20 protein-coding genes are annotated in these 26300 nt (G+C 75.0%); 14 read left to right on the plus strand and 6 right to left on the minus strand.

Annotation, left to right across the window (positions count from 1 at the left end):
* The first annotated feature begins 113 nt into the window (after positions 1 to 113).
* From V1260_RS08995 to V1260_RS09025, 7 genes are all read left to right on the plus strand, one after another.
* On the plus strand, positions 114 to 1799 hold the full coding sequence (locus tag V1260_RS08995) for a glycoside hydrolase family 3 N-terminal domain-containing protein (protein WP_329746476.1): 1686 nt from the start codon (positions 114 to 116) through the stop codon (positions 1797 to 1799).
* A gap of 62 nt (positions 1800 to 1861) precedes the next feature.
* Entirely contained in the window at positions 1862 to 2968 is a 1107-nt protein-coding gene (locus V1260_RS09000) for a thiamine pyrophosphate-dependent enzyme (RefSeq protein ID WP_329746503.1), read from the plus strand.
* A complete protein-coding gene (locus tag V1260_RS09005; protein ID WP_329746477.1) occupies positions 2965 to 3948 on the plus strand; it encodes an alpha-ketoacid dehydrogenase subunit beta in 984 nt (327 codons plus the stop codon). The genes V1260_RS09000 and V1260_RS09005 overlap by 4 nt, the downstream gene beginning before the upstream one ends.
* 29 nt (positions 3949 to 3977) lie before the next feature.
* The gene (locus V1260_RS09010) at positions 3978 to 5447 is read left to right on the plus strand and encodes a dihydrolipoamide acetyltransferase family protein (protein WP_329746478.1); all 1470 of its coding nucleotides are present in this window, start codon (positions 3978 to 3980) and stop codon (positions 5445 to 5447) included.
* Between the two features lie 52 nt (positions 5448 to 5499).
* Positions 5500 to 6102, plus strand: coding sequence for a fluoride efflux transporter FluC (locus V1260_RS09015; protein ID WP_329746479.1), 603 nt, complete (start codon positions 5500 to 5502; stop codon positions 6100 to 6102).
* Positions 6099 to 6503, plus strand: coding sequence for a fluoride efflux transporter FluC (locus V1260_RS09020; RefSeq protein ID WP_329746480.1), 405 nt, complete (start codon positions 6099 to 6101; stop codon positions 6501 to 6503). The genes V1260_RS09015 and V1260_RS09020 overlap by 4 nt, the downstream gene beginning before the upstream one ends.
* Positions 6500 to 8281: a CopD family protein gene (locus tag V1260_RS09025; RefSeq protein ID WP_329746481.1), complete on the plus strand. Its 1782-nt coding sequence runs from the start codon at positions 6500 to 6502 to the stop codon at positions 8279 to 8281. The genes V1260_RS09020 and V1260_RS09025 overlap by 4 nt, the downstream gene beginning before the upstream one ends.
* A 67-nt stretch (positions 8282 to 8348) precedes the next feature.
* Here V1260_RS09025 and V1260_RS09030 read toward each other — a convergent pair whose 3' ends face one another.
* From V1260_RS09030 to V1260_RS09040, 3 genes are all read right to left on the minus strand, one after another.
* On the minus strand, positions 8349 to 9809 hold the full coding sequence (locus V1260_RS09030; protein WP_329746482.1) for a flavin-containing monooxygenase: 1461 nt from the start codon (positions 9807 to 9809) through the stop codon (positions 8349 to 8351).
* Positions 9810 to 9887: 78 nt separating this feature from the next.
* Positions 9888 to 10661 carry a DUF1345 domain-containing protein gene (locus V1260_RS09035; protein WP_329746483.1) on the minus strand — a complete coding sequence of 258 codons (774 nt, stop codon included), beginning with the start codon at positions 10659 to 10661 and terminating at the stop codon, positions 9888 to 9890.
* Complete coding sequence (locus V1260_RS09040) at positions 10658 to 11671, minus strand: N-acetylglucosamine kinase (protein WP_329746484.1); 1014 nt, start codon at positions 11669 to 11671, stop codon at positions 10658 to 10660. Before V1260_RS09040 ends, V1260_RS09035 begins: the two co-directional genes overlap by 4 nt.
* A 125-nt stretch (positions 11672 to 11796) precedes the next feature.
* On the opposite strand from V1260_RS09040, the gene V1260_RS09045 reads away from it, so the two are divergent.
* The 7 genes from V1260_RS09045 to V1260_RS09075 all read left to right on the plus strand — a co-directional run bounded on the left by V1260_RS09045 (position 11797) and on the right by V1260_RS09075 (position 22019).
* Entirely contained in the window at positions 11797 to 12789 is a 993-nt protein-coding gene (locus V1260_RS09045) for an N-acetylmuramic acid 6-phosphate etherase (RefSeq protein ID WP_329746485.1), read from the plus strand.
* A 96-nt stretch (positions 12790 to 12885) separates the two neighbouring features.
* On the plus strand, positions 12886 to 14601 hold the full coding sequence (locus tag V1260_RS09050; RefSeq protein ID WP_329746486.1) for an ABC-F family ATP-binding cassette domain-containing protein: 1716 nt from the start codon (positions 12886 to 12888) through the stop codon (positions 14599 to 14601).
* Between the two features lie 88 nt (positions 14602 to 14689).
* The gene (locus tag V1260_RS09055) at positions 14690 to 15985 is read left to right on the plus strand and encodes an O-acetylhomoserine aminocarboxypropyltransferase/cysteine synthase family protein (RefSeq protein ID WP_329746487.1); all 1296 of its coding nucleotides are present in this window, start codon (positions 14690 to 14692) and stop codon (positions 15983 to 15985) included.
* Between the two features lie 57 nt (positions 15986 to 16042).
* A complete protein-coding gene (locus tag V1260_RS09060; RefSeq protein WP_329746488.1) occupies positions 16043 to 16747 on the plus strand; it encodes an HAD family hydrolase in 705 nt (234 codons plus the stop codon).
* Positions 16744 to 17418, plus strand: a complete 675-nt coding sequence (locus tag V1260_RS09065) for an HAD family hydrolase (protein WP_329746489.1) — start codon at positions 16744 to 16746, stop codon at positions 17416 to 17418. Before V1260_RS09060 ends, V1260_RS09065 begins: the two co-directional genes overlap by 4 nt.
* Before the next feature lie 94 nt (positions 17419 to 17512).
* Positions 17513 to 19429: a thioredoxin-like domain-containing protein gene (locus tag V1260_RS09070; protein ID WP_329746490.1), complete on the plus strand. Its 1917-nt coding sequence runs from the start codon at positions 17513 to 17515 to the stop codon at positions 19427 to 19429.
* Positions 19430 to 19481: 52 nt separating this feature from the next.
* Positions 19482 to 22019 (plus strand): pyrophosphatase, encoded by a 2538-nt coding sequence (locus V1260_RS09075; RefSeq protein ID WP_329746491.1) that lies wholly within the window; start codon positions 19482 to 19484, stop codon positions 22017 to 22019.
* 86 nt (positions 22020 to 22105) lie between these two features.
* Here V1260_RS09075 and V1260_RS09080 read toward each other — a convergent pair whose 3' ends face one another.
* The 3 genes from V1260_RS09080 to V1260_RS09090 form a co-directional block, all read right to left on the minus strand.
* On the minus strand, positions 22106 to 22681 hold the full coding sequence (locus V1260_RS09080) for a TetR/AcrR family transcriptional regulator (RefSeq protein ID WP_329746492.1): 576 nt from the start codon (positions 22679 to 22681) through the stop codon (positions 22106 to 22108).
* An 867-nt stretch (positions 22682 to 23548) separates the two neighbouring features.
* The gene (locus V1260_RS09085; RefSeq protein WP_329746493.1) at positions 23549 to 24724 is read right to left on the minus strand and encodes a tyrosine-type recombinase/integrase; all 1176 of its coding nucleotides are present in this window, start codon (positions 24722 to 24724) and stop codon (positions 23549 to 23551) included.
* Between the two features lie 175 nt (positions 24725 to 24899).
* The gene (locus tag V1260_RS09090) at positions 24900 to 26186 is read right to left on the minus strand and encodes an ISL3 family transposase (protein WP_329746494.1); all 1287 of its coding nucleotides are present in this window, start codon (positions 26184 to 26186) and stop codon (positions 24900 to 24902) included.
* Positions 26187 to 26300: the final 114 nt, after the last annotated feature.

Genomic DNA, 26300 nt, shown 5'->3' on the forward strand with positions numbered 1-26300 from the left:
TGGCTGACCTCGGTCTCCCTCGACGTCCGGTTTGTCCCGGTACCGCCTGCCGGGTCCCGGGCCCGTGCCGGAGCACCCGTCACGACTAGGCTCGGCCCTCGAGGAGGCGGCGCATGGGCGAGGACGTGGCAGGGGTCGACGCGGGGCGCGAAGCGTCGGTCGACGCGGGGCTGGACGCGCCGGTCGGCGGGGACCCGCGCGCAGGTGCCGGCCACCGGTGGGACGCGGACATCCTAGGGCTGCTGATGGCTCCCGTCCCGGGCGTCCCCGGCGACGTCGGTGGGGACGGCGTCGGTGGTGCGGGGAGGCCGACGGTGCCTCGCGGGTTCATGGACGCCGTCGACGCGGGACTCGCCGCCGTCGTGCTGTTCGCCGAGAACACCCCCGACCCGGCGACCGCGGCCCGCCTCGTCCGCGCCCTCCACGACCGTCGCGAGGACCTTCTCCTCGCGATCGACGAGGAGGGCGGCGACGTCACCCGGCTCCAGGCCCGGACCGGGTCGAGCGTGCCGAGCGCCTGGGCGCTCGGGGAGATCGACGACCCCGAGCTGACCCGTTGTCTCGGCCGGGCCCTCGGGGATCTGCTGGCCGCCTGCGACCTGGACCTCGACCTGGCCCCGGTGCTCGACGTCTCCACGGATCCCGCGAACCCGGTCATCGGCACCCGCGCCTTCGGGGCGGAGCCTGACCTCGTCGCGGCCCACGCCCGGGCCTTCGCGACGGGACTGATCGATGCCGGGATCGGCACCTGCGCCAAGCACTTCCCGGGCCATGGGGCCACCTCGGTCGACTCGCACACCGCGCTGCCCCGGATCGACCTGACCGCCGCGGAGCTCGCCCGCGACCATCTCGCGCCCTGGCGCATCGCTCCGTGGCTCGACGCGGTGATGACCGCGCACGTGCTGGTGCCCGCGCTGGGCGCGGGGCCCGCGTCGATCTCGCCCTGGTCGCGGCCGCTGCTCGACGAGGCCGTGGGCGGGGTCTTCCGCGGACTGGTGATCACCGACGCCCTGGACATGGCCGCGGTCGCCGCGGATCCCGGCCCGGAGGAGGCCGCGGTGCGCGCCCTCGAGGCCGGGGCGGACCTGCTGTGCCTCGGCTCGCCGCGCGGCGGCGACGCCGAGGGGATGCTGCGCCGCGCGCACGACGCGATCCGCTCCGCCCGGGAGGCCGGCCGCCTGGACGCCGAGGAGCTGCGACGACGGGCCGCGAGCACCCGCGAGCGGATCCGCAGCCTGCGCACACGGCGCCGCTTCGTGCCTGCGCCCCCGCTCGAGGCGGCGCTGGACCGGCTCGACCGTCTCGGAGCGGAGGCCGCGGCCCGCGCGGTCCGCTCCCGGCACGGGCACGCCCGCCTCGACCTCGGGCCGGTCACGGTGATGGACCTGCGCCACGGCGCCCATCGGGCCGCGAGCTCTCGGCCGCCGCAGCTGGTCACGGCGCTGCGCGAGCGGGGGATCCGCGCGGACGTGCCGGACTATCCCGCCCAGCTCCTTTCTGCCACTGACTCTCTTGTCGGGCCCGCGGATCCCGCGCTCGCGGTGCCGGGTCAGGTGCTGGCGCTGACCCGGCTGCCCCGCGCCGACGCCGAGGAGGCGCGGGCGCTCGCCGCTCTGCTCGCGGCGCGGCCCGCCACGATCGTGGTCCACACCGGGGTGCCCGCGGCCGCCCCGGACCATCGCCTTCTGGTCCTCGCCCACGGCGGCGGTCTGCCGCTGATGCGTGCGGCCGTGGACCTGCTGCTGCGCGGCGCGGAGGAGGGGCGGATCGCACCCTCCGTGACACCTACGGCACCGTAGGTTACGCTCCCGTCGTGAACGTTTTCGCGACGACGATCCCTCCCGTCCCCGAGCAGGAGCCGATGCTCCAGCTCCTCGCCCCGGACGGGACCCGCACCCCGCACGAGCAGCTCGACGTCGTGCTCGAGGAGGCGGGACTCGCCGCCCCCGAGGCCCTGCGCGGCTACTACCGCGACATGGTGATGATCCGGGCCGCGGACCTCGAGGCGACCTCCCTGCAACGCCAGGGACAGCTGGGCCTGTGGGCGAGCGCGCTCGGCCAGGAGGCCGCACAGATCGGCGCCGGCCACGCCGCCAGGACCCAGGACTACCTCGTGCCCACCTATCGCGAGCACGGCGTGGCCTGGGCGCGGGGCATCGAGCCGTGGCGGCTGCTCGAGCTCTTCCGCGGCGTGAGCCACGGTGGCTGGGACCCGCACGAACTGCGCACCCACCCGTACATGATCGTGCTCGGCTCCCAGGCCCCGCATGCCGTCGGCTACGCCATGGGACTGCAGCGCGACGGCCTCGTCGGCACCGGTGACCGCACCGCGGACACCGCGGTGCTCGCCCTCTTCGGCGACGGCGCCTCGAGCGAGGGCGAGGTCTCCGAGTCCTTCACCTTCGCCGCCTCGGTGCAGGCGCCGGTCGTCTTCTACACGCAGAACAACCAGTGGGCGATCTCCGTGCCCACCGCGGTGCAGTCCCGCGTTCCGCTCGCGCAGCGCTCGCGCGGCTGGGGCATCCCCTCGGCCCGGGTGGACGGCAACGACGTCCTCGCCGTCCTCGCGACGGTGCGCAGCGCGCTGGACACGGCCCGTGCGGGGCAGGGGCCGGTCTTCCTCGAGGCCGTCACCTACCGCATGGCGGCGCACACCACGAGCGATGACGCCTCCCGCTACCGGCCCGCCGCCGAGGAGGAGGAGTGGGCGGCGAAGGACCCGATCCTGCGCCTGCGCCGGCACCTCGAGCAGCTCGGCGAGATCGACGAGGCCTTCGTGACGCGCTGCGACGAGGAGGCCCACGACCTCGCCATGCGGCTGCACCACCACATCCACTCCATGGAGGACCCGGACCCGATCGGCATGTTCGACGGCGCCTACGCGGAGCCCCATCCGATCGTCGAGGCCGAGAAGCAGCAGTACCTCGAGTACATCTCGCAGTTCGAGGACGAGGAGCCCACCCGATGACGACCAGCACCCTCCCGATCGCGAAGGCGATCACCGCGGGACTCCGCGACGCGATGCGCGCCGACGACTCCGTGCTCCTGATGGGCGAGGACATCGGCGTGCTCGGCGGCGTCTTCCGCGTCACCGACGGGCTGCACGCCGAGTTCGGCGCCCAGCGCGTCGTGGACACCCCGCTCGCCGAGGCCGGCATCGTCGGCACCGCCGTCGGCCTCGCCGTGCGCGGGTACCGGCCGGTGGTGGAGATCCAGTTCGACGGATTCGTCTACCCCGCCTTCAACCAGATCACCACCCAGGTCGCGAAGATGCATAACCGCACCGGCGGCCACCTCCACGTGCCGATGGTCATCCGCATCCCCCACGGCGGCGGGATCGGCGCGGTCGAGCACCACTCCGAGAGCCCCGAGGCGTACTTCGCGCACACCGCCGGCCTGCGCATCCTCGCCCCGGCGACCGCCCAGGACGCCTACTGGATGACCCGCCAGGCGATCGAGTGCGAGGACCCGGTGATCCTGCTCGAGCCCAAGCGCCGCTACTGGATCAAGGGCGACGTCGACACCGATGCCCACCCCGCCGTCGGCCCCTGGCAGGCGCAGGTGGTGCGCCCCGGCACCGACGCGACCGTCCTCGCCTGGGGCCCGAGCATGCCGCTCGTGCTCGAGGCCGCCCAGGCCGCGGCCGAGGAAGGTGTCGAGCTCGAGGTGATCGACGCCCGCTCCCTCGCCCCCGTCGACTACCCGACCCTGTTCGCCTCGGTGCGCCGCACCGGGAGGGTGCTCATCGTCCACGAGGCGCCCGTGCTCGGCGGACTCGGCGGCGAGATCGCGGCCCGTGTGAGCGAGGAGTGCTTCTACCACCTCGAGGCGCCTGTGCTGCGGGTGGGCGGTTACCACCTGCCCTATCCGCCGGCGCGCATGGAGCACGCCTACCTGCCCGACCTCGACCGCGTGCTCGACGGCGTGGACCGTCTGCTGCAGCACTGAGCGCGTCGCCGCGTGAAAGGATCCCCGTCATGACCCCTGCCCAGAGCTCCTCCGCGATCGTGCAGATCCTCCTCACCGACCCGGGGGAGGGCCTCACCGAGGCCGAGATCCTCGAGATCAAGGTGCAGGTGGGCGACACCGTCGCCATCAACGACCCGGTGATCGAGGTGGAGACCGCCAAGAGCGCGGTCGAGTTGCCCAGCCATGTCGCCGGCACCGTCGTCCGGGTGCTGGTCGCCGTGGGCGACGAGGTGCCCGTCGGCGCCCCGCTGCTGGAGATCGACACCGCGGGCGGGGCCGCCCCGTCAGCCGAGCCTTCGTCGGCCGAGCAGGATCCGGCCGCGGCACCGCAGCCGGAGTTAGAGACGGCGCAGGAGCCGGCCGCCGGATCCGAGCCCGCGGACGAGGAGCCGCGCACCCTGGTCGGTTACGGCGCCTCCGCCGCGCCGCAGCGGCGCCGCCGCAAGCGGACCTACGCGGACGCCGACGAGGCGCAGCAGGTCCCCATCGACCGGATCCTCGCCAAGCCGCCCGTCCGCAAGCTCGCGCGCGACCTCGGCGTCGCGCTCGCCGACGTCTTCGCGACCGGGCCCGACGGCACCGTCACCCGGGAGGACGTCCTCGCGGCCCAGCAGCGGGCGATCGCGGGAGCCTCCGGGGCGGGTGAGCTGCCCGGCCGGAGCGGCGGCGCGGGCTCGACCGCCTACTTCCCCGAGGAGTCGCCGCAGGCCCCCGAGGGGCTCGGCGGCGCGATGAAGTCCACCCGCCACCAGCCGTTCGCCGGCGTCACGGCCGACGAGCGCACCACCCGGGTGCCGATCCGCTCGGTCCGCAAGCGCACCGCCGAGGCGATGGTCGCCTCCGCCTTCACCGCCCCGCACGTCACCGTGTTCAACGAGATCGACATGACGCGGACGGTGCGCATCATCGAGGATCTCCGCTCCTCCCGCGAGTGGAAGGACGTCAAGATCAGCCCGCTCGCGGTGATCGCGAAGGCGCTGCTCGTCGCCATCCGCCGCAACCCCGAGGTCAACGCCTCCTGGGACGAGGCCGCGCAGGAGATCGTCTACAAGCACTACGTGAACCTGGGGATCGCCGCGGCGACCCCGCGCGGGCTCATCGTGCCGAACCTCAAGGACGCGCACCTGATGACGCTGCGCGAGCTCGCCGAGGGGATCGACGAGCTGGCCCGCACCGCCCGCGGCGGCCGCACCTCGCTGTCCGACACCCGCGACGGCACGATCACCATCACCAACTTCGGCGTCTTCGGCATCGACTCGGGCACCCCGATCCTCAACCCGGGGGAGTCCGTGATCCTCGGCGTCGGCGCGATCAAGGACAAGCCCTGGGCGGTCGAGGGACGGATCGAGATCCGCAAGATCGCCCAGCTCGCACTGAGCTTCGACCACCGCCTGATCGACGGGGCGCTCGGCGCCGAGCTGCTGCGGGACATCTCCGCGGTGCTCGAGGACCCGGCGCTGGGACTGGTCTGGGGATGAGCGGCCCGCGGCCGGAGGGCGGCGGTTCGGCGGGCCTCGGTACCCTGTCCCGGTGACCTCGAGCCCCACCCCTTCGCCGCGCACCCCGCGCCGACATGATCCGCGGATGCAGACCGTGGAGATGGCGGCCCTCACGGCGGAGGAGCTCGCCCCGGAGACGACCTTGAGCTCGGGGCGCCTCGCGCCGCCGCTGTCTCCGCTGCGCACCGCCCTGCTGGTGGCCGCGGGCGGCGGGGCCGGCGCCGGGTTGCGCTTCGCGCTGACCGTCCTCGCCCCGACCGTCACCACCCCCACCCTGGTGGAGCTGCCCTGGGCGACCCTGTGGGTCAACGTGATCGGCTGCCTCGGTCTCGGCGCCCTCACCGGTGTGCTCGAGGTCCGTCCCGGACGCCCCTGGATGCTGCCGCTGCTCGGCACCGGCTTGTGCGGGGGGTTCACCACGATGTCCACCGTGGTGCTCGAGGGGTCGGCGATGATCGGCGCGGACTTCCCGCTCATCGCCTTCGTCTACGCCCTGCTCACCGTGGTGCTGTGCCTCGGCTTCGTGGTGCTCGGCCTCGTGGGGGGCCGCCGTCTCGCGCAGCCCTCCGCCCTGCGCGGGCTCCGGCGTCGCGGGTCGACCCTGCAGATCGAGGACGAGGAGGACGGGGCATGAGCGCCGGCGTCGTCCTGCTCGCCCTGCTGCTGGTCTCCGTCGGCGGGGCCGCCGGATCCCTCGCCCGCTGGGGGATCCGGGTGGGCGGCGCGCGCCTGCAGGCCCGTCGGGGCACGACCCCGCGCTCGACCCACTGGGCGACCTTCGCCGCGAACGTCGTGGCCTGCCTGCTGCTGGGGTTGATCGTCGCCCGCCTGGGATCTGCGACCGGCTCGCTCGAGTTGCTGTACCTGCTGCTCGCGGCCGGTTTCTGCGGTGGCCTCTCGACGCTGTCCACCGCGGCGCTGGACGTGGTCGAGCTGGCGCGCCGGGGTGCGATCGCGATCTCCGTCGCCTACCTGCTGCTGTCCGTCGGATCGGGCATGCTCGCCCTCTGGGTGGGCCTGGTGATCGGCCAGTGACCGCACCCGTCCTCGCACGACCCGCCCCGCGGACCCTGGTCCTGCTGGTCGTCGCGCTGCTCGCGCTGGCTCTGGTCGCGGTGCTCGCGGCCGACGCCGCCGCCGGCGGCAACCTCGTCCTCCGCGACGCCGGGGCGATCGCGCGCCATGGCGCGCCCGTCGCCGCCCTGATCGCGGATCTCGCGAGCGCCCTCGGCCTCGGCGGCGCGGTGGTCGCCGGCTGGCTGCTGCGCGACAGGGAGGACCGGATCCGGGCGCTCACCGCCGCCGCGATCGCCGCGGGCGTCGCCACCCTCGGCCGGGCCGCGGCGCTGGTGCTGTCCTATGCGGTCGCGACCGGGCAGCCGGTCGGCTCGCCCCGCTTCGGCTCGGATCTGGGCGTCTATCTCGGCACCGAGCTCGGCATCTGGCTCGTGACCGCGCTCGTGCTCACCGCCGCCGCGACCACCCTGGCCCTCACCGGCACCTCCCGTGGCGTCGCCCGGATGCTCGCGGCGGGTCTGCTGCTGGCGACCTTCGCGACCGCGATGACGGGGCACGCCGCGGGGGACGCGAACCACGAGGCCGCGACCTCGACCATGCTCGCCCATCTGCTCGCCGTCGGCCTCTGGCTCGGCGGGCTCGGCGCGCTGCAGCTGCTGCCGGCGCGCTCGCGGGACGACGCCGCGGTGGTGCGCGGCTACTCGCACCTGGCCCTGATCAGCTGGATCATGCTCGCGCTGAGCGGGGTCTGGGCCCTCGCGGTGCGCATGAACGGGCCCGGCGACCTGCTCACGAGCGCCTATGTGCAGCTCGGCGCGCTGAAGATGCTGCTGCTCCTGCTGCTCGGCGGGCTCGGCTGGCTGCAGCGGCGCGCCCTCGCCACCGGGTTCGACGCGGGGGAGGAGGGCCGCGCGGCCGTCACGTCCTATCGGCGCCTGGCCCTGCTCGAGCTGGCCCTCATGGGCCTCGCTGTCGCGCTCGCCGCCGCCATGAGCTCCTCCCCGCCGCCGGCCGATGCCGGGGTGCCGCCCGAGGGCACGGCGGGTCTGCTCACCGGATACCCGCTGCCATCGGCGCCGACCCTGCTCGCGGTGCTGACCGCCTGGCGGCCCGATCCCTTCGGGATGATGGTCGCCTGCGCCCTGCTGCTGTGGTGGTGGTGGCCGGGGAGCGCGGCACGGCCGCGCGCGGCAACGCGCCGCCTCCTGGTCGGTGCGGCGCTGCTGGTGCTGCTCACCAGCGGGCCGCTGAACGTCTACGGCAAGGTCCTGGTCTCCGCGCACGTGCTGCAGCACGTGCTGCTGCTCGGCACCGGCGTGCTGCTCGGCACGGTCCCGGCCCTCACGGGACCGCCCGGGGCGCTGCGCCGGACGCTCGGCCGACGCCCGCTGCTCGGAGCTCTCGCGGCCGCCGCCCCGGTGGCCCTGCTCGCCGCCGCCTACGCGAGCCCGTTCCTGCGCCTCGCGCTCGACGGGCATGCCGCCCACCTCGTGGTGCAGCTGCTGGCCGCAGGCGGCGGCGTGCTCCTCGCTCTCTGCGTGCGGGCGACAGCGCCGGGGCGTGCCCGGTTGCTGGTCGCCGCGGCACCCGTCCTGCTGCTGCTCGCGGCGGGGGTGACGCTGCTGCTCACCGACCACCTGATGGCCGCGAGCTGGTTCGGGGCGACGGGGCGGACCTGGTTCGCCGACGCCCTCGCCGATCAGCGACGCGCGGGGATCGGGGTGCTGCTCACGACGGGCCTCGGCGCCATCGCGGCGGTGCTCCTGGCGCGCCGCAACCCGCGACGCGCCGACTGAGCCGCAGGCCGGCGGAGGACTCCGCTGAGTTCGACGGTCGCCTCAGGCACCGGGCCCGACGGACGCCTCAGGCGCGGGCGTCGGCCTCGAACAGGGCGCGGACGGTCCGCAGGCGCGCGAGCAGCGTCGCGCCGTCGGCTGCGGGCACCAGATCGTCCCCGGCATCCCGCGCGCTGCGCGCCGCCTGGCGCGGGCGCACCGACCGGGCGCCGACGAGATCGCCGAGCCGCTCCCGCAGACCGCCCTCGCCCTCGGCGGGCGCGGTCGGCACCGCGGACTCGGAGCCCGCGCGCAGGCGGCGGAACTCGGCCAGGGCGGTCCGGGCGGAGGAGGGCGCGGCGTCGCCGTCGAGGGTGGCCTTCAGCAGGTACGCGGCGAGATCCGCCTGCTGCACGAGGATCGGCAGCGCCGGTCCGGACACCCGCTGCTGACCGAGCAGGACGAGATCGTCACGGCCGCGCGGGAAGGCGCCGAGGAAGAGATCCGGGTCGCCCTGCCCGGTCCGGGGCACGACCTCCGCGGGCAGATGGTCGGCGCCGGTCTCGTAGCCGGTCGCGAGGACCACCAGATCGGCGGCGAAAGAGCGGTGGCCGGCCTTGCCGCGGGGGGCGTCGTGGGTGAGGGTGCCGTCCTCCAGGAACCCGGTCACCTCGCCGACCACGGTGATCCGACCCTCCCGGACACGGTCCAGCACGTCGTCGGAGACGATCACCTGGTCCTCGAGCAGGGGTGCCTCGGGCGCGGGCATGCCGACGTCCTGCGGGCGGCCGACCGTGCGGGCGATGACGGTCTCGGCGATACGGTCGTTGAGCCCGCGGAGCCGCGAGGGCTCGCGCGTGAGGGCCACGTCCCCGGGGCGGCCGGCGATCCGCCGCGGCACCACCCAGTGACCGGTGCGCATCGACCAGCGCACCTCGAGGGCGCGGCGGGCGGCGTCCACGGCGATGTCGGCGGCGGACTGCCCGGAGCCGACCACGAGCACGCGGCGGCCTTCGAGGCCGTCGGCCCCGGTCCAGTCCTTCGCGTGCATGACCTGCACGGACCGCGGGGCGTCGGCGGCCCATTCGGGGAGGTGGGGACGCTCGGAGATGCCGTGGGCGGAGACCACGGCGCGGTAGATCATGATCTCGCCGGTCGACAGCTCGACCTCCCACACCCCGTCCTCGAAGGGACGGGCGCGGCGGACCGCGACCCCGGGCCGGAAGTGCTCGGTGAGGTCGTGGCGGGCGGCGTAGGCGCGGAGGTACTTGCCCATCTGCTCGGGACGCAGGAACTCGGGGTAGGAGACCGGGCGCAGCAGGTCTTCGTACTGGGTGGTGCGGCGGGAGGAGATCATCTCCATCGCGGGCCACACCGGGGTGTCCTTCCGGTCGAGGTCCCAGATTCCGCCGACGTGCTTCGCGCGGTCCACCAGGTCGAAGGGGACCTCGAGGGCCTGCAGCGCCGCGGAGACGGCCAGCCCCGCCGGGCCGGCGCCGATGACCAGCACCTTCTCGCGGGTGGGGATCGGGTGGGACAGCTCGGGCATCGGGTGAGGCCTTCCGGGACGGGTGGCGCGGGGGTCGCGGCGGGCGGACGGCGCCATCCTAGTCGCCCCTCCGCCGCCTCAGGTGACGACCGTGAGGACCGCCGAGACGCCCAGGGTGATGATGATGGTGCTGGTGACGTGCGCGAGGATGACGTGCCCGCGCACCAGCGAGCGCGCGGCGGCGGTGCGCGGCCCGAGGTCCGAGGGACCGGCCGAGGTCTGCACCAGCACCGCCCCGTACACGTAGTCGGCGAGCACCCGCTCGGGGACCGGCGTGCCCGCGAGGGAGAAGGCCTCGCCGTGGGCGTCCTCCGCCGCGTACTCGATCGCGAAGGTCACCACCGCGGCGATCCAGGCGCTGGCCAGAGCCCCGATGGTGAGCAGCAGCAGCGCGGTCAGGGAGAGGCGCTCGGGCTGGGTCGCGAGGAGGACGGCGGCGAGGGCGGCGACCAGCAGCAGCTGCAGCACCTCCGACCAGGCGCCCGCGCGGCCCACCAGCCAGCGGTACTCGGGAACACCCCGGCGCACCCGGGTGAGCCGGGCCGTCGCGAGCAGCTCGCGGCGCGGCCTGCCGCGGAGTGCGGCATAGGTGAGGACGGCGAAGAGCAGGGAGTAGACCGAGGTGGTGACGATGATGACCACGAGCAGCGGGGCGAGCCGCTCGTCGGGCGGCAGGTCCGGATCCAACAGGTCAAGGAGCGGGAGGGCGGCGAGGCCGCCCGCGAGCACCGCGCCGAGGAAGGACAGCAGCATCCGCAGGTTCTCGGAGAGCAGCCGGCGGCGGGTCCGACGGCGGGCGCGCCGCCGACGTGCGGGACGGGGCTGCGCGGCCGGGGAGTCGGGCCCGGTCATCCGTCGGCCCCGGACGCGGCGCCGGCTGCGGCCCCGGCCGCGAGCTCGCGGGCGAGCCGCAGCGCCCCGGGCACCGCATCGGCCACGGTCGCGACCGAGCGGCCCTCGGCGCGCAGGCCGGTGAGGACCTCCTCGCGGATCGGACCTGGGGTGGCGAGCACCGAGCCGGCGAGCACCACCGGCAGCTCGCCCTCGGGGTCCAGGGCCCGGACGGTGTCCCGCACGTGCCGGGCGGCGGTGTCGAGGATCTCGCGGGCCGCGGGGTCCTCGGGCACCGAGCCGGGGACGGCGGCGAAGCGGCCCAGCGCGGCGGGCGCCCCCGCCGGGAGCAGCTCGTCGAGGGCACGGATCAGGTCCTGCCGCGGATCGCCCGTGGGGGAGGGCGGCAGCAGGCCGTCGCGCAGATCGAGGTCCAGCAGGTCGCCGACCCGCTCGGTGAGCAGGGTGCGGCGACCGCGGCCGTCGAGGTCCGCGGCGACGGCCTGCAGGGTGCGGCGGCCGAGCCACACCGCGGAGCCGATGTCGCCCAGCAGCCAGCCCATGCCGTCGCGCCGGGCGATCGCCGCGCGGTCCCGGAAGCGGACGGCGACGGCCCCGGTCCCGGCGAGCACGAGCAGGCCGTCGTCGCCGACGCCGCCGGAGAGGAAGGCGGTGTGGAGGTCGTCGGTGACCAGCAGACGCTCCGCGGGGATGCCGAGGTCGGCCAGCCGCTCGCCCACGGCACGGCGCACCTCCGCCGCGAGCGCCGGGCCGGCGCCGGAGATGCCCAGGGCGACCCCGGCGATCCGCAGGTCCTCCCCGAGCTGCCGCCGGCCCTCGTCGAGGACCGCGCGCACCGTCTCCTGGAGGTGATCCAGGGCCGCGGGGCCCGAGGAGCGCTGGTTCCCCCCGGGACCGGTCGCCTCGGCGACCACGCCGCCGCCGAGCGGGGCCAGCGCGAGCCGTGCGTGGGTGGCCCCGACGTCGCCCGCGATCACCGCGATCCGCGCCCCCTGGGTCGTCTCGTCCATCGTCCATCCCTCCCTCGGATTCAGGGACCCATCGTAGGCGCGGCGCCCGCAGGTGCTCCGTCCCCGGGCCCCGCCCGGGAGGCCCACCGGTAGCCTGACGGGGCCGCCCCACCCCTGGAGGACCGATGCCCGAGCAGCCCGCCGCCCCGGACGCTCGCGCCCCCGCGGCGGAGGCCGAGGACGAGGACGTGGTTCGCCTCGACTCGCCGACCGAGGAGCGCCTCGCGGCGAGCGAGGACCTCGACGCCCGCGACGCCGAGGGCATCCTCGGGGTGATCCTCGGCGAGGACGCGCGCGTCGCCGCGGCGGTCCAGGCGCAGTCGCGCCCCCTCGCCGAACTGGTCGAGATCGGCGTCGCGGCGATCTCCGCCGGATCGACCGTGCACTACGTGGGTGCCGGCACCTCGGGGCGCCTGGGGGTGCTCGACGCGGTCGAGCTCGGGCCCACCTTCGATGCGGACCCGTCCATGGTCACCGCCCACCTCGCGGGCGGGCCGGGGGCCGTCCTCGAGGCGGTCGAGGGCGCCGAGGACGATGCGGAGGCGGGGGCCGACCTGGTGCGCACCGAGTGCCGCCCGGGGGACGTGGTGATCGGGCTCGCCGCGAGCGGCCGCACCCCCTTCGTGGGCGGGGCCCTGCGCGCGGCCCGCGCCGCGGGGATGCCGACCGCGCTGATCTCCGCGAACCCCGGGGCGCCCCTCGCGGCAGCAGCCGACGTGGCGGTGCTGCTCGACGTCGGCCCCGAGGTGATCACCGGCTCGACCCGGATGAAGGCCGGCACCGCGCAGAAGCTTGCCCTGAACGCCCTGTCGACCGCGATGATGGTGCGCCTCGGCGCGACCTACGGGAACCTCATGGTGCAGGTCCGGGCCACGAACGCGAAGCTCGTCGGCCGCACCGTGCGCCTGCTCGTGCAGGCCACCGGAGCCGAGCCCGCGGCGGCCGAGGAGATGCTGCGGGCGGCCGACGGGGAGCTGCGGACGGCGCTCGTCGCGCTCCTGGCCGGGGCGGACGTCCCCGCCGCCCGGGACGCCCTCGCCCGCTTCCCCCGCGATCCCCGTCGGACCGGGGACCCCGGCGGGATCCGCACCGCCGTCGCCGCGCTCACCGCGCCGTAAATCGATCGACCCTGCCGCCGCGCACCCCCTACCCTGGCGGCATGTGGATCTGATCAGCCCCCGACCGTCGACGCCGACCCCTCCCGGAGCTGATCCATGCGTGCCCACCCCTCGTCCTCCCCGAACGCCCCCGCGGCCCGCGCCGCTGCGGTGCCTCGTGACGCGTCCGCGCCCGACCGGTCGCTGCACCTGCGCGGCGACGGGCTGTCCTTCGCCTTCCCCGACCGTCCCGTGCTCACGGACGTGAGCCTCGTGGTGCCCGCCGGCACGCCCACCGGTCTGCTCGGCGAGAACGGCAGCGGGAAGTCGACGTTGCTGCGTCTGCTCGCGGGAGAGCTGGTCCCGGATCGCGGCGAGCTGCGCGTCCCCGGGCCCGTCGGACTGCTCCGCCAGGACCTCCCCGTCCCCGCCTCCACGACCCTCCACGAGCTGGTCGAGGACGCGCTCGCCCGCTCCCGTCGTCTCGAGCGGGAGCTGATCGCCGCGGGGGAGGCGCTCGCTGCGACCGCCACGGCCGAGAGCGGAGCGGACGCCTCCGCCGCGGCGCGCGAGTACGACCGGCTGCTCCTCGAGGCGACCCTCGCCGACGTCTGGGACGCCGACCACCGGGCCGACGCCGTGCTCGCCGGCCTCGGCCTCGAGGCGCTGCCCGCCGAGCGCACCCTCGGCGCCCTCAGCGGCGGCCAGCGCGAGCGACTCGCCCTCGCCCACCTGCTCATCGCCCGCCCCACCACCTGGCTGCTCGACGAGCCCACGAACCATCTCGACGACGAGGCCGCCGCCTTCCTCACCGCCGCGATCGCCGCGCATCCCGGGCCGGTGCTGCTCGCGAGCCACGACCGGGCCTTCCTCGACGAGGCGACCGCCGCGCAGCTCGACCTCGACCCCGCCGAGAGCCCGCTCACCCGGCCCGACGGCGGCCTCACCGCCTACACCGGCGGGTTCAGCGACTACCTGCTCGCCCGCTTCGACGCCCGTGACCGGTGGGAGCACCGCTACCGCGACGAGCAGGAGGAGCTGCGCCGGCTGCGGGAGGTCGCGCGCGACGCCCACACCCTCGGCCGGGAATCGCAGGTGCGCGCCGAGGTGCGGATGGCCCGCAAGTACTTCGCCGACCGCAACGCCGTGCGGGTGTCCCGCCATGTGCGCGACGCCGAGCAGCGCCTGGCCCGGCTCGAGGAGGAGCAGGTGCGCAAGCCGCCCGCGGAGCTGCATCTCACCCACCTGCCCGCGGCCGTCGGCCGGGCCCGCGGCGGCGAGCTCGTGGCGGCGCACGCGGTAGAGGTCGCCGGCCGCCTCGGCCCGACCGACCTGCGCCTCGGGGCGGGGGAGCGGCTCCTGGTCACCGGACCCAACGGCAGCGGGAAGTCGACCCTGCTCGACCTCGTGGTGGGAGATCTCGCCCCGACCTCCGGCACGCTCTCGCGCCCCCGGGGTCTCCGGATCGGCCACCTCGCCCAGGACGACGAGCCGGTCGCCGGCCGGAGCGTCGGCGAGCACCTGCGGCGGGCCGCGCGGCTGGAGGATCCGGACGCCGTGCCCGAGCTGTTCGGGCTGGTCCATCCCCGCGACCTCCCCCGACCGCTCACCGCCCTCTCCCGCGGCCAGCTGCGCCGCGTCCTGCTCGCCGCGGTGCTCCTGGACCCGCCCGAGCTGCTCGTCCTCGACGAGCCGACGAACCATCTCGCCCTGGTCACGGCGACCCGGCTGGAGAGCGCGCTCGAGGACTGGGACGGGACGGTGCTGATCGCCTCCCACGACCGCTGGCTGCGCCGCCGCTGGCAGGGCGAGGTGCTCGAGCTCGGCGCCTGAGGGGAGGGACACAGATGTTCACAGTCCTCGACCGGGGAGCGGCCCCGGGTGAGGCTGTGGCCATCGACCACGACCCCAGGAGCACGCCATGAGCGACACCCCCGCGCAGCCCCAGAAGTTCGAGACCCTCGCCATCCACGCCGGCCAGACACCCGACGGCGACACCGGCTCGCGGGCTCTGCCGATCCACCAGACCACCAGCTTCGTGTTCCCGAGCGCGCAGTCGGCCGCGGACCGCTTCGCGCTCGCCGAGGCCGCCCCGATCTACACCCGCATCACCAACCCCACGCAGGCCGTGGTCGAGAACCGGATCGCGGCCCTCGAGGGCGGCGCCGCGGGTCTGCTGCTCGCCTCCGGGCAGAGCGCGATCTCGCTCGCGATCCTCAATCTCGCGGGGGCGGGCGACTCGGTGGTCGTCTCCCCGAGCCTCTACGGCGGCTCCTTCAACCTTTTCAAGCACACCCTCCGCCGTCTCGGCATCTCCCCGCAGTGGGTCGCGGACCCCACCGATCCGGAGTCCTGGCGCGCCGCCGCGGACGAGACCACCCGCGCCTTCTTCGTCGAGTCCATCCCGAACCCGCAGCAGGACATCCCCGACCTGCGGGCCGTCGCGGACGTCGCCCACGAGGTCGGCGTCCCGCTGATCGTCGACAACACCGTCGCCACGCCCTATCTGCTGCGCCCCCTCGAGCACGGGGCCGACGTGGTGGTCCACTCCGCGACGAAGTTCCTCGGCGGCCACGGCACCTCCATCGCGGGCGTCATCGTCGACGGCGACAGCTTCGACTTCTCCGCCGACCCGGCGCGGTTCCCGCAGTTCAACGAGCCGGACGAGTCGTACAACGGCCTGGTCTTCGCGGGCCTGCCCGCCGCCTTCGCGACCCGCGTCCGCACAAACCTGCTGCGCGACCTGGGCCCCGCCGTCTCGCCCTTCAACGCCTTCCTCATCGGGCAGGGTCTCGAGACCCTGCCGCTGCGCATGGACCGCCACCTGGAGAACGCCCGCGCCGTCGCCGAGTTCCTCGAGGCCGACGACCGGGTCGGGACCGTCACCTGGGCCTCCCTGCCGTCGTCCCCGCACCACGGGACCGCGGAGCGCTACCTCCCGCGCGGCGCGGGCAGCGTCCTCGGCTTCGAGCTGCCCGGCGGTGTCGAGGCCGGTCGTCGCTTCGTCGACGCCCTCACCCTGCACTCCCACGTCGCCAACATCGGCGACGTGCGCAGCCTCGTGATCCACCCCGCCTCCACCACCCACTCGCAGCTGAGCGAGGAGGAGCAGCGCGCCGCGGGCGTCGCGCCCGGCTTCGTGCGCCTCTCCGTCGGCCTCGAGCACATCGACGACATCCTCGCGGATCTCGAGCGGGGTCTCGCCGCGGCCGCCTGAGCGGAGACCGCCGCCGGGTTCGTCGCGGGCGGGGAGCGTGGATACGCTGGGGGCATCATGAGCACCGAGCCCGCGCCCCTGCCCCCGTCGCCGCTGGACACCTGGCCGCCGAGCTGGTCGCCCGCCGCGGTCGTCTTCGACTGCGACGGTCTGCTCGTGGACACCGAGGGTCAGTGGGTCCAGGTGCAGGACGCGTACCTCGCCCGGCACGGCACGGCGCTCGACCCGACGGTGCGCCGCGCCCTCACCGGCCGCGCCGCCGAGGTGGTCGTCCTGACGATCGCCGAGGCCGTCGGCCGCGCCCCCGAAGAGGTGGTGCGGGACCTGCTCGCCGAGCACCGCCGGCACCTCGAGGACGAGCTCACCCCCTTGCCCGGGGCGCTGGACACCGTGCGCGCGGCGGCGGACCGGGTGCCCGTGGCCATCGCCTCCAACTCGCCCCGCGAGATGCTGGACCGGAAGCTCGCCGGCCTCGGTCTCACGGACCTCGTCGACGCGAGCATCGCGATCGAGGACGTCGCCGCGCCCAAGCCGGCCCCGGACATGTACCTCGCCGCGGCCCGCGCCCTCGGCGCCGATCCCGCCGACTGCCTCGGGCTCGAGGACTCCGAGACCGGGGCGCAGGCCGCCGTCGCGGCGGGCCTGCAGCTGATCGCGGTGCCCTCGATCCCCGGCCAGGAGCCGCTCGCGCCCCGCCGACTCGACTCGCTCGCCGATCCCGCGCTCGCCGCATGGATCTCCACCTGGGAGGTGCGCCGATGACCGTCCCCGCCCGCTTAGCCGCCGTCTTCGGCGACTGGACCCCGCGCGCCGTCGTCTTCGACTGCGACGGCCTGCTGCTGGACACCGAGTCGGTGTGGCAGCGCGCCCAGGACGCCGTGGTCACCGAGATCGGCGCGGTTCTCACCCCCGAGGACGACGCCCTGCTCCACGGCTCGACCATCGAGGTCGCCGCCGAGATCCTCGCCGCCCGCGCCGGCCGCGAGGAGGCGCAGGTGCTCGAGGCGCTCCACCGCGAGTTCGACCGCGAGCTCTCCGGCGGGATCCGGCTCATGCCCGGCGCCGCCGAGACCCTCGCCCGCGCGAGCGCGAAGGTGCCGCTCGGCTGCGCCTCCAACTCCTGGCTCGAGGCGCTCGAGCACAAGCTCACCGCGGGCGGGCTGCGCGAGCACTTCACGGTGCTCGAGGCCTCGGACACCGTCGCGCGCGCCAAGCCCGCCCCCGACATGTACGCCGCCGCGGCCGCCGCCCTGGGCGTCGACCCCGCCGAGGCCCTCGCCCTCGAGGACTCCGGCACCGGGGCGCAGGCCGCCCGCGCCGCGGGCCTGCGGCTCATCGGGGTGCCCACGCCCGGCGCCCCGGCCCCCATCGCCGAGCTGACCCTCACCGCCCTCACCGACCCGGATCTGGCCGCCTGGATCGACACCTGGTGACATGCCGCCGCCCGGGCGACCCGCCCGGGCACGGATGTCCACCCATGTCACCTCAGTTGGCCACCGCGAGCCGGTGCGGTGTTCACTGGACCCCATGACCACTCCGATCGACCCCTCCGCGCCCCTCGCGGCCCGCGCCCACGGCTCCGCCCTCACCGGCCGCGGCTGGCTGAACACCGGCGGCGCGGAGCTCTCCCTGGAGTCGCTGCGCGGCAAGATCGTGCTGCTGGACTTCTGGACGTTCTGCTGTGTGAACTGCCTGCACGTGCTCGACGAGCTGCGTCCCCTCGAGGAGAAGTGGGCGGACGAGCTCGTCGTCGTCGGCGTGCACTCCCCGAAGTTCGAGTTCGAGAAGGACCCCGACGCGCTCGCCGCGAACATCGAGCGCTACGAGGTGACCCACCCCGTCCTCGACGATCCCGAGCTGATCACCTGGTCCGAGTACGGCGCCCGCGCCTGGCCGACCCTGATGGTGCTGGACACGCAGGGCCGCATCGCCGGGAACCTCTCCGGCGAGGGGCACGCCGCGAACCTCGACGCCCTCGTCGGCCGGCTGGTCGCCGAGGCCGAGGCCGACGGCACGCTGCGCCGCGGTCCCGCCCCGACCGTGCTCACCGAGCGCGTCCCGCAGACCCTCCGCTTCCCCTCGAAGCTGGTCACCCTCTCCGACGGCCGCCTCGTGGTCTCCGACGCGGGGCAGCACCGGCTCGTCGTCTTCCAGGCCGACGGGGCCACCGTCGACGAGATCATCGGCACCGGGACCCGCGGCGCGGCCGACGGGGACGCGGCCGAGGCCTCCTTCGCGGAGCCCAACGGCGTCCTCGCCCTGCCGCTCGAGGTCGCCGCCGAGGTCGGCTACGACCTGCTCGTCGCCGACACCGCGAACCACCTCCTGCGCGGGGTGAAGGTGGGGCAGGACCGCCTGCTGCGCTCCCGCACCGCGACCGAGGTCACCACCGTCGCCGGCACCGGCGCGCAGTGGATGCAGGGCGAGGCCCTGCCCCGCGGCGAGGGCGACGCCCGCTCCTACTCCCTCTCCACCCCCTGGGACCTCACCTGGTCCCACGTGCTGAACCGCGTCGTCATCGCGATGGCCGGGATCCATCAGCTGTGGAGCTACGACCCCGTCACCGGTGCGCTGCTCGTGCTCGCGGGCACCACCCAGGAGGGGCTCGTCGACGGCCCCGCCGTGACCTCCTGGTGGGCGCAGCCCTCGGGCCTCGACGAGCTGCCCGACGGTCGCATCGTCATCGCCGACTCGGAGACCTCCGCGGTGCGCGTCCTGGACCCGCAGACCATGCGCGTGAGCACCCTGGTCGGCCAGGGCCTGTTCGACTTCGGCCACGTCGACGGCCCCGCCGACGTCGCCCGCCTGCAGCATCCCCTCGCGGTGACCGCGCTGCCGGACGGCCGCATCGCCGTCGCAGACACCTACAACGGCGCGATCCGGCTGATCGACGAGGGCGACGGCTCGGGCCCCGCCACCGTCGTCACCGTCGCGACCGACCTCGACGAACCGTCGGCCGCGATCGTCGGTCCGCCCGTGGACGGGATCGGCCAGTTGATCGTCGTCGAGTCCGGGGCGCACCGCGTCACCTGGGTGCCCGTCGCCCCGGCCGCCGAGCGGATCATCGACGAGGGCGCCCAGCGCTCCGAGCGTCCCGCGACCGAGGTGGGCCCCGGCCCGCTCACGGTGCGGGTGCTGTTCACCCCGCCCGAGGGGCACAAGCTCGACGACTCGCTCGGCCCCTCCACGCAGGTCACCATCTCGACCACGCCCGCCTCGATGCTCACCGCGGGCGGGGGAGTCGACACCGCGCTCGAGCGCACCCTCGAGCTCGATCCCGCCTACACCGAGGGAGTGCTGCACGTCAGCGCGCGCGCCGCCTCGTGCGACGCCGATCCCGCCGTCGAGTTCCCGGCCTGCCACATGCACCAGCAGGACTGGGGGGTGCCGATCCGCATCGTGGAGGGCGCCCCTACCACCCTGGACCTGTCCCTGCTGGCCTGAGACCCGGTCCCGCGACCGCCCTGCCCGCGCCCCACCGTCGGAAGTCTGCTCCGTGGATCTGATCACGCAATTCCCCCTGGGGGACGACCTCGCCGTCGCCCTCCTCGTCCTCGCGGCCCTCTCGATCGCCGCGCTCGTGCTGGGGGCCGTGGTCCCCGCCCGGCTCCGCGGCGCGGAGGAGGCCGACGAGATCGACGGGGAGCTGGGCCGACGGCTCGGCCAGCAGCTCTCGGCGGCCGGCTGGCTGCTGCTCTGGGTGGGCGTGCCCGCCCTCGGCCTGCTGTGGCTGATCCCCGGGACCACCGACGACCGGCTGCTGCGCTCCGCGATGCTGCTCGCGGGCCTGCTGCTCGGCCCGCTGGCCGCGTGGCGGGGCCTCGCGCTGCAGCTCGCGGCGCTGGTGCTGCCCGAGGAGCGGCGCACGGGGCTGATCACGCGCCTCGGCGCGCTGTCCGTCGCCGGGGCGCTCGCGCTCGCGGTGCTCCCGGTGACGCTGATCCTGTGGTTCCTGCAGGAGGGCGGCTCCTCGGCGCTGATGTCCCTCGCGGCGGGCGCGGCGCTCTCCGCGCTCGCGATCCGCGTGACCCTCGCCCCGACGGAGGCCGCGGCCGCCGCCTCCGCGCTGCTGGTGGGCGTGGACGAGAACGACCAGACCGCGGACGACGCCGAGAACCTCGGCGGCCCCCTGCTGCGCACCGCGGGGATGCTCCGTCGCGGCGCCGGGCTGAGCGCCGACCTCGTCGCCCTGACCACGGCCGGCGCCGCCCTCGGGGTGATGCTCGGCGTGCCGGTGCTCGCCGCAGAGGGGATCCTCGTGGTGCTGCTCGCCCTGGGCACCGCGCTGCTGGCGACAGGCGCCGTGGCCCTGCTGCCGCTGCGCGCCGACGAGATCGGCCAGGAGGCCGACGCGATCCGGCTGCGCGGTCTGATCCCGGCCGGGCTGGTGCTGGTGGGCCTCGTGGTCGCCGCCGCGCTGTGGCTGCCCTCGGCCTATCAGGACCTGCGCTTCGCCCACGTCGGCATGGACATGTTCACCGATCCCGCGATCGCCGGCTCCGAGCCGGTGGCCCGCGACTCCCTCGAGGAGCAGATCCTGCCCGCGGTCGAGGACATGAGCCAGTGGGTCTCCGCGACCGACGACGGCCGGGACGCCGGCGCCTTCCTCGACGTCCTCACCCTGTACACGATCTCCCCGAGCGCGGTCACCGCTGCGGCGCTGGGTCTCGGCGCGATCGTCGCGCTCGCCGCGGTGCTGCTGCTGGGCGGGAACGCCCAGCGCAGCGGCGGGACCGTGCTGCGGGCCGCGCGCACCAGCCGCACCGGCGGCGCGCTCGGCCTCGCCGCGGGTCTCGGCTCGACGGCGCTCGCCGCCGCGGGCGTCCTGGCCGCCGCGGTGATCGTCGCCGGCGTGATCAGCGTGCTCAGCGGCGGCGTGCCGGGCCTCGCCCTCGCGCTCCTGGCCCAGTCCGGGCTCGCCGCCCTCGCGGTCCTCGCCTGCTTCTCCGCCTCCCTGTTCGCCCCGGCGCTCGGGGATCGTCCGGAGTCTCCGCGCACCCTGCGCGAGGCCGCCGGCGCGGCCCCCGTCGGCCCCCACGGCGCCCTCCTCGTCGCCGCCGCGATGATCGGGGTGACCGCCGTCGGCCCCGTGGTGACCGCGCTGCAGGTCGCCGCCCGCGGTGCCACCGTGTGGGAGGACCGCGCGCTGCACGCCCTCACCCCGCTCTCGCTGACGCTCCTGGGCGGTGTCGGGGTCGGCGTCATCGGGGTGCTGCTGGTGACGGCGTCGCTGCTGGACGCGGCCCGACGCCTCGGCGCCGACGCGGTGGTCATCACCCGCGCCGCGATCCTCGAGGACCGCGACCGGGCGGATCTGCCCGATCTCGCCGAGACCCTGCGCCGCGCGACGCTCACGCCCGTGGTCGTGCTCGTGCTGCTGCCGGTCGTGGCCGCCTTCGGGCTCGGTCCCGCCGCCCTGCCGGGCGTCGTGGTAGGCGGGGTGCTGACGGCGGCGGCACTCGGCCTGTGGTCCCTCGGAGCCGCCGGCACCCTCGAGGGCGCCGAGTCCGTGATCGCGCGCGGCCGCTATGGCGGACGCGCCTCCTGGGGGCACTCCGGGGCGCTCACCGGCACGGTGCTGACGGGGATCCTGCGCGCGGTGCTGGGCTCCGTCGCCGCGCCCGCGCTGCTGGTCACCTCCGCCGTCTCCGCGCTGCTGGTGAGCGGTGTGGTGGCGCTCTCGACCGACGGCACCGATCCCTACCTGCGGCTCGGCATCGCCGTGATCGCGCTGCTGATCATGCTGGTGTGCTGGGTCGTCTCCGCGACCGCCGCCGAGGTGGACCTCGAGGACGGGCAGGAGCAGGTGGCCCGCCCGCTGTTCGCCCGCCCCGCCGAGGAGACCGAGGCCCCGCTCGAGGCGATGGACTGGGAGGACGAGGACGCCGAGATCGAGCAGGTCGCCGTCCCCGTCCGGACCGCGCCGAAGAAGCTCAAGCGCCGGCAGCGCCGCGCGCAGGAGGCGGCCGAGCGGAAGAAGGCGGAGGCCGAGGAGGACTCCGAAGAGGACTCAGGCACCACCGACGAGGACTGAGCTCCGCCTTCACGAGCCGAGGCCCCCTGCGCGCGATATGCGCTGCAGGGGGCCTCGGAACGTTTCGGGGGCGGGGGAGCGTGGGCTCAGGCGGCCGCGCCGAGGGAGCGGAGCACGAACTCCTGCAGGGCGTCCGGCGGGATGCGGCGGGCGCTCGAGCCGACGAGCAGCGAGTTGATGATGCGCACGGTCGCGTCGACGTCGAGGTCGTCGGCGAAATCCCCGCTCGTGATGCCGTCGCGCACGATCCGGCGCAGCACGTCCTCGATCATCACCACGTGCTCGCGCATGCGCTGCGCGGTCTCGGGACTCAGCTGCGTCTTCCCGGTGGTGTGCGGCATGTGGAAGGACACCGACAGGTCGAGCTGGGTGCGCACGTAGGCGAGGACCGCATCGCGCGGGGAGGCGGTGTCGCTCACGCCCGCGCGAAGCTGCTCGATGTAGTCGGCGGTCTCGTGCACCGCGTACTCCACCAGCAGCGTCTCCCGGTCGGGAAAGTGGTTGTACATGGCCGTGCGGCCGACGCCGGCGGCTCCGGCGATCTTCGAGAAGGTGACCGACTCGAAGTCCTGGGTCTCGAGCAGCTCCGCCAGCGCGGCGAAGATCTTCTCGCGCGTGCGCTCGCGATGCTCCTCGAGGGACCCTCCGATGATCTTGGGCATGCCGCATTCTTGCACCGAGGGGAGCAGGTGTCAGCATGGATCTGACAGACCTGAGGCGCGCGCCACGTCCCCCGCCCCCGCAGGGCCAGCCTGCGCCGGGCCTGCCCCCGCCCCGCCGCCTGCCCGGCCCCGTCGCCTGCCCTGCCCTGCCCCGCCTAGTTCGCTCCGCATGCCCCGCCCGACCGACTGAAACTCCGCGCCTGACGTGACCTCAGGCCTCCACAGGGGTTGAGGTCACGCCTGGCACGGAGTTCAGCAGCGGGGCGCCGGGAGACTGGCCTCGCGGCCCAGAAAGGAGGCGGGCGCGGCCCAGACGCTCGGCCGCGCACGGGAACGGCCCGGCGATCCGTGGGGATCGGCCGGGCCGGGTCTGGAGCGGGTGACGGGAATCGAACCCGCGCTGTCAGCTTGGGAAACCGGCCCCCGGGAGTGCGTATCCGCAGGTCAGTGCGGGAATTGGGGTGCGGTCGTGGGACTCATGATAGCCCAGCGGCACGCATAGATCACGCCTAGTCAGCATCGCTAGTCCCACGAAGTCCCACGGAACGGGGCCCCTGGAGGGCCCGGCGAGGGCCGCAGCGCGGCGGCGGTGCACGCGCTCGCGCCGCTCCCGGCACGGCGACGGCCGGGCACGCTCGAGTGCCGGGGCACGGCGCGGGGCAGCTCGAGGTCGCCCGCCGGGGCAGCTCACGAGCGGCACGCGGGGCGGGCCGGGCGTCGTTCCGCCCAGGGTGGCGGCGTGCACCGGTGCCTCGAGGCCGGGCACGCTCAGGGCTCGGGCGCGGTCAGGGCGGCCCCGGGGGAGCACGTGAGCGCCCCTCGCGGCGCGGGGCGGCGAGGGGCGCTGTTGAGTGTCGCGGCGAGGTGCTAGGCGGTGCGGAGCAGCTCGAGTCTCGGAGTCGTCGGCGGCGTCGGCTCGGGCCCGGCCGGGGCTGGGGCGGCGAGGGCGTCGAGCTGGTCGGCGATCCATCGGTCACGCTCGGAGCGGGCGTGCTGGTAGATCGCGGCGGCGCGGCTCGAGCTGTGCCCGATCCTCGCCTGTAGCTCGGCCTGGGTCGCCCCGGCGATAGCGGCGAGGGTCGCGCCGGTGTGGCGCAGGTGGTGCCACGTCACGTCAGGACGGCCGATCCGCTCCCGGGCCGGGCGCAGCACGCGGGAGCGCTCCCCGGAGCGCACCGGCCCCCCGGCGGCGGTGGCGAACACCAGTGCCTCGGCGTCGGGGCCGGTGTGGACCTCGAGGTGCTCGGCGAGGGCGGCGGCGACCGATCCCGGCAGCGTGACCGACCGGCGACCGGCGGTGCTCTTGGGCGGCCCGTAGGCGACGGGCTCGCCCGGCACCTCCACCAGGGCACGGCGCACCGTGACCAGGGCCCCGCCGTCGGACACGTCAGCGCGGCGCAGCGCGAACAGCTCGCCCGGCCGCAGTCCGGACCAGGCGGCGACCAGCACGGCGGCACGGAACCTCGCGGGCACGGCCTCGGCGAGGCCGCTCACCTGCTCGGGGGTCAGCGGCAGCCGCTCGGCGTGCTCCACGGTCGCCGCGCCCTTCACCTTGCACGGGTTGGATCGGATCAGCCCGTCATCCTCGGCCTGGGCGAGCATGGTCCGCAGCAGCCGGTAGGCCTGGGCGGCCACTGTCCGGCCCGCTGAGGCGTCCACAGCGGGCGCGGGTACCTCGGGGGCCCCGGCGGCGCGCCAGGCCGCCAGGACGGTGTGGGGGACCCGTCCCGTGCTCGCCACGTCCACGCCGGCGGCCCGTGCCCAGGCTCGAGCGGAGCGGCTCGGCGAGGGGCGGCGGCGCTCGGAGGCCTCGAGCGCGCCGGCGTGAGCCTGCTCGAGCACCGCAGTGTGCCAGCGGCGCACCAGCGGCGGGGACACAGCCGACAGCGGCAGCGGGCCCAGCTCCACGCGGTCCGCACCGGTACCGACGGCGGGCAGCAGGTACCGGGCACTGAGGCGGCGGTACAGGTCCAGGGTGCGGGGGCGCAGCGTGCCGGCGGCATCGCGCAGGTACGTGCGGGCGTAGGTCTCGAGCGTGGTCATCGTCGGGACCACGGCGGCCACGTTGCCGGCGAGCAGCTCGCCTCGGACTCGGGCGAGGTAGTCGGCCCCCTCGCGCCGCGTGGCGAAGGTACGGGGTGCTCGGATGCGCCGCCCGTCGGGGGCGGTGAACCGGCTCTTCGCGGTTCGTGGTGAATGACCCTGCTGTGGCGGGTATTCACGCTACGGTTTTCGCGGCGCTGGTCAGCAGGATACGCATCCGGTAGTTCTCGGCGTTGCGGAAGCCACGGCCGATGCGTTTGATGTTCTTGATGCCGGTGTTCGCGGCCTCGACTCGAGCGGTGGTCGCGCCGGTGACGATGAGGACCTCGATCGCGTCCCACCAGGTCACGACGGTGTCGTAGAGCTTGGTCGCCTCGGGCATATTCGCGATCTGCACGAAGTAGCCCATCCGCATCCGTTCCTCCCAGGCCTGAGCCAGGGTGTCGGTCGCCAATAGGCGACGGAGCTGCTCCTTGATGCCCCAGGCGGCGGAGAGCTCGTCGGTGGGGTCATCGGTGCGGAACACCCTCTCCAACCGCTCCCACGCCCTCGGGGTGAGGGTGTCAGCGCCGCGCAGCAGGAGCATCCGGTGCGCCCAGGCCGGGTCATCCTTCCGACCCCGGCGACCGTGATGGGTGCGGGCTAGGCGTTGCCGCACGGCGGTGACCATGTCGTTCCCGAGCTTGACGAGGTGGAACTTGTCGACCGAGACCGCAGCGCGGGGCAGGTAGGTCCGCAGTGCTTTGCGGAACGCGGCCGAGGGATCGATGGCGACGATCTCGATCCGCTCCCGCCAGTCCTCAGAGCGCTGGGCAAGCCAGTCCCCGACGGCGGTGGAGTCCCGGCCGTCGACGACGCCGAGGACCTGTCCGGTGGTCAGGTCGACCAGGGTCGTCATCCATGGCTCGAACCGTCTCCAGGCACCTTCATCGGTGCGGAACCAGCGCACCGACCGGTAGCGGTGCTCATCGATGCCCAGGCGCGTCACTGGCACGTCCTCGGCGGCGGGGAGGACCACTGCGGCCGCCGCCAGCGCGGACTGGACCAGCCACCACGAGACGCCATGGGCCCGGGCGACCTCGGAGGCAGCCCGGCCCGAGGTGAGCACCGCGGAGACGACCTGATCCCGCAGCCGGGTCGTCGAACGCGCACGGTAAGGGACCTGATCGGTGGCTTCCCAGAACGTGCGCCGGGCGCAGGCCGGCTCGAGGCAGAACCAGCGCCGCTTGGCCCACACCACCTCCACCGCCCCGGCCACGGGGACGTCGCGCACCTTCTGGGACCGGCGGGAGTGGACCTTGGTCGCGAGCACCCCGCAGGACGGACAGCCCGGCGGCTCGATGGATTCGATCACCACTCGACGGCCTCCGTCGGGCAGGTCGATCGCGTCTGTGACGCGGTAATCGGGCAAGTTGAAGATCGTGCTCGCAGCATCACGCTGCGAACCAGTATTCTCGTGCACAGGCTCGTGGTCCTCTGAGGTGTGGATGTCTTGACAACACCCATCACAGCAGGACCACGGGCCGTTCTACGCCAGCGACGCGACGCTCTCCTTCACCACGAACCTTGAAGAGCC

The sequence above is a fragment of the Brachybacterium sp. J144 genome, assembly GCF_036321705.1.
Classification (GTDB): domain Bacteria; phylum Actinomycetota; class Actinomycetes; order Actinomycetales; family Dermabacteraceae; genus Brachybacterium.

What these genes read in the sequence shown, in the direction of transcription:
- V1260_RS08995 (WP_329746476.1), top strand. Translation starts at nt 114, where the DNA reads ATGGGCGAGGACGTGGCAGGGGTCGACGCGGGGCGCGAAGCGTCGGTC.
- V1260_RS09000 (WP_329746503.1), top strand. Translation starts at nt 1,862, where the DNA reads ATGCTCCAGCTCCTCGCCCCGGACGGGACCCGCACCCCGCACGAGCAG.
- V1260_RS09005 (WP_329746477.1), top strand. Translation starts at nt 2,965, where the DNA reads ATGACGACCAGCACCCTCCCGATCGCGAAGGCGATCACCGCGGGACTC.
- V1260_RS09010 (WP_329746478.1), top strand. Translation starts at nt 3,978, where the DNA reads ATGACCCCTGCCCAGAGCTCCTCCGCGATCGTGCAGATCCTCCTCACC.
- V1260_RS09020 (WP_329746480.1), top strand. Translation starts at nt 6,099, where the DNA reads ATGAGCGCCGGCGTCGTCCTGCTCGCCCTGCTGCTGGTCTCCGTCGGC.
- V1260_RS09030 (WP_329746482.1), bottom strand. Translation starts at nt 9,809, where the DNA reads ATGCCCGAGCTGTCCCACCCGATCCCCACCCGCGAGAAGGTGCTGGTC.
- V1260_RS09035 (WP_329746483.1), bottom strand. Translation starts at nt 10,661, where the DNA reads ATGACCGGGCCCGACTCCCCGGCCGCGCAGCCCCGTCCCGCACGTCGG.
- V1260_RS09040 (WP_329746484.1), bottom strand. Translation starts at nt 11,671, where the DNA reads ATGGACGAGACGACCCAGGGGGCGCGGATCGCGGTGATCGCGGGCGAC.
- V1260_RS09045 (WP_329746485.1), top strand. Translation starts at nt 11,797, where the DNA reads ATGCCCGAGCAGCCCGCCGCCCCGGACGCTCGCGCCCCCGCGGCGGAG.
- V1260_RS09050 (WP_329746486.1), top strand. Translation starts at nt 12,886, where the DNA reads ATGCGTGCCCACCCCTCGTCCTCCCCGAACGCCCCCGCGGCCCGCGCC.
- V1260_RS09055 (WP_329746487.1), top strand. Translation starts at nt 14,690, where the DNA reads ATGAGCGACACCCCCGCGCAGCCCCAGAAGTTCGAGACCCTCGCCATC.
- V1260_RS09060 (WP_329746488.1), top strand. Translation starts at nt 16,043, where the DNA reads ATGAGCACCGAGCCCGCGCCCCTGCCCCCGTCGCCGCTGGACACCTGG.
- V1260_RS09065 (WP_329746489.1), top strand. Translation starts at nt 16,744, where the DNA reads ATGACCGTCCCCGCCCGCTTAGCCGCCGTCTTCGGCGACTGGACCCCG.
- V1260_RS09070 (WP_329746490.1), top strand. Translation starts at nt 17,513, where the DNA reads ATGACCACTCCGATCGACCCCTCCGCGCCCCTCGCGGCCCGCGCCCAC.
- V1260_RS09080 (WP_329746492.1), bottom strand. Translation starts at nt 22,681, where the DNA reads ATGCCCAAGATCATCGGAGGGTCCCTCGAGGAGCATCGCGAGCGCACG.
- V1260_RS09085 (WP_329746493.1), bottom strand. Translation starts at nt 24,724, where the DNA reads ATGACCACGCTCGAGACCTACGCCCGCACGTACCTGCGCGATGCCGCC.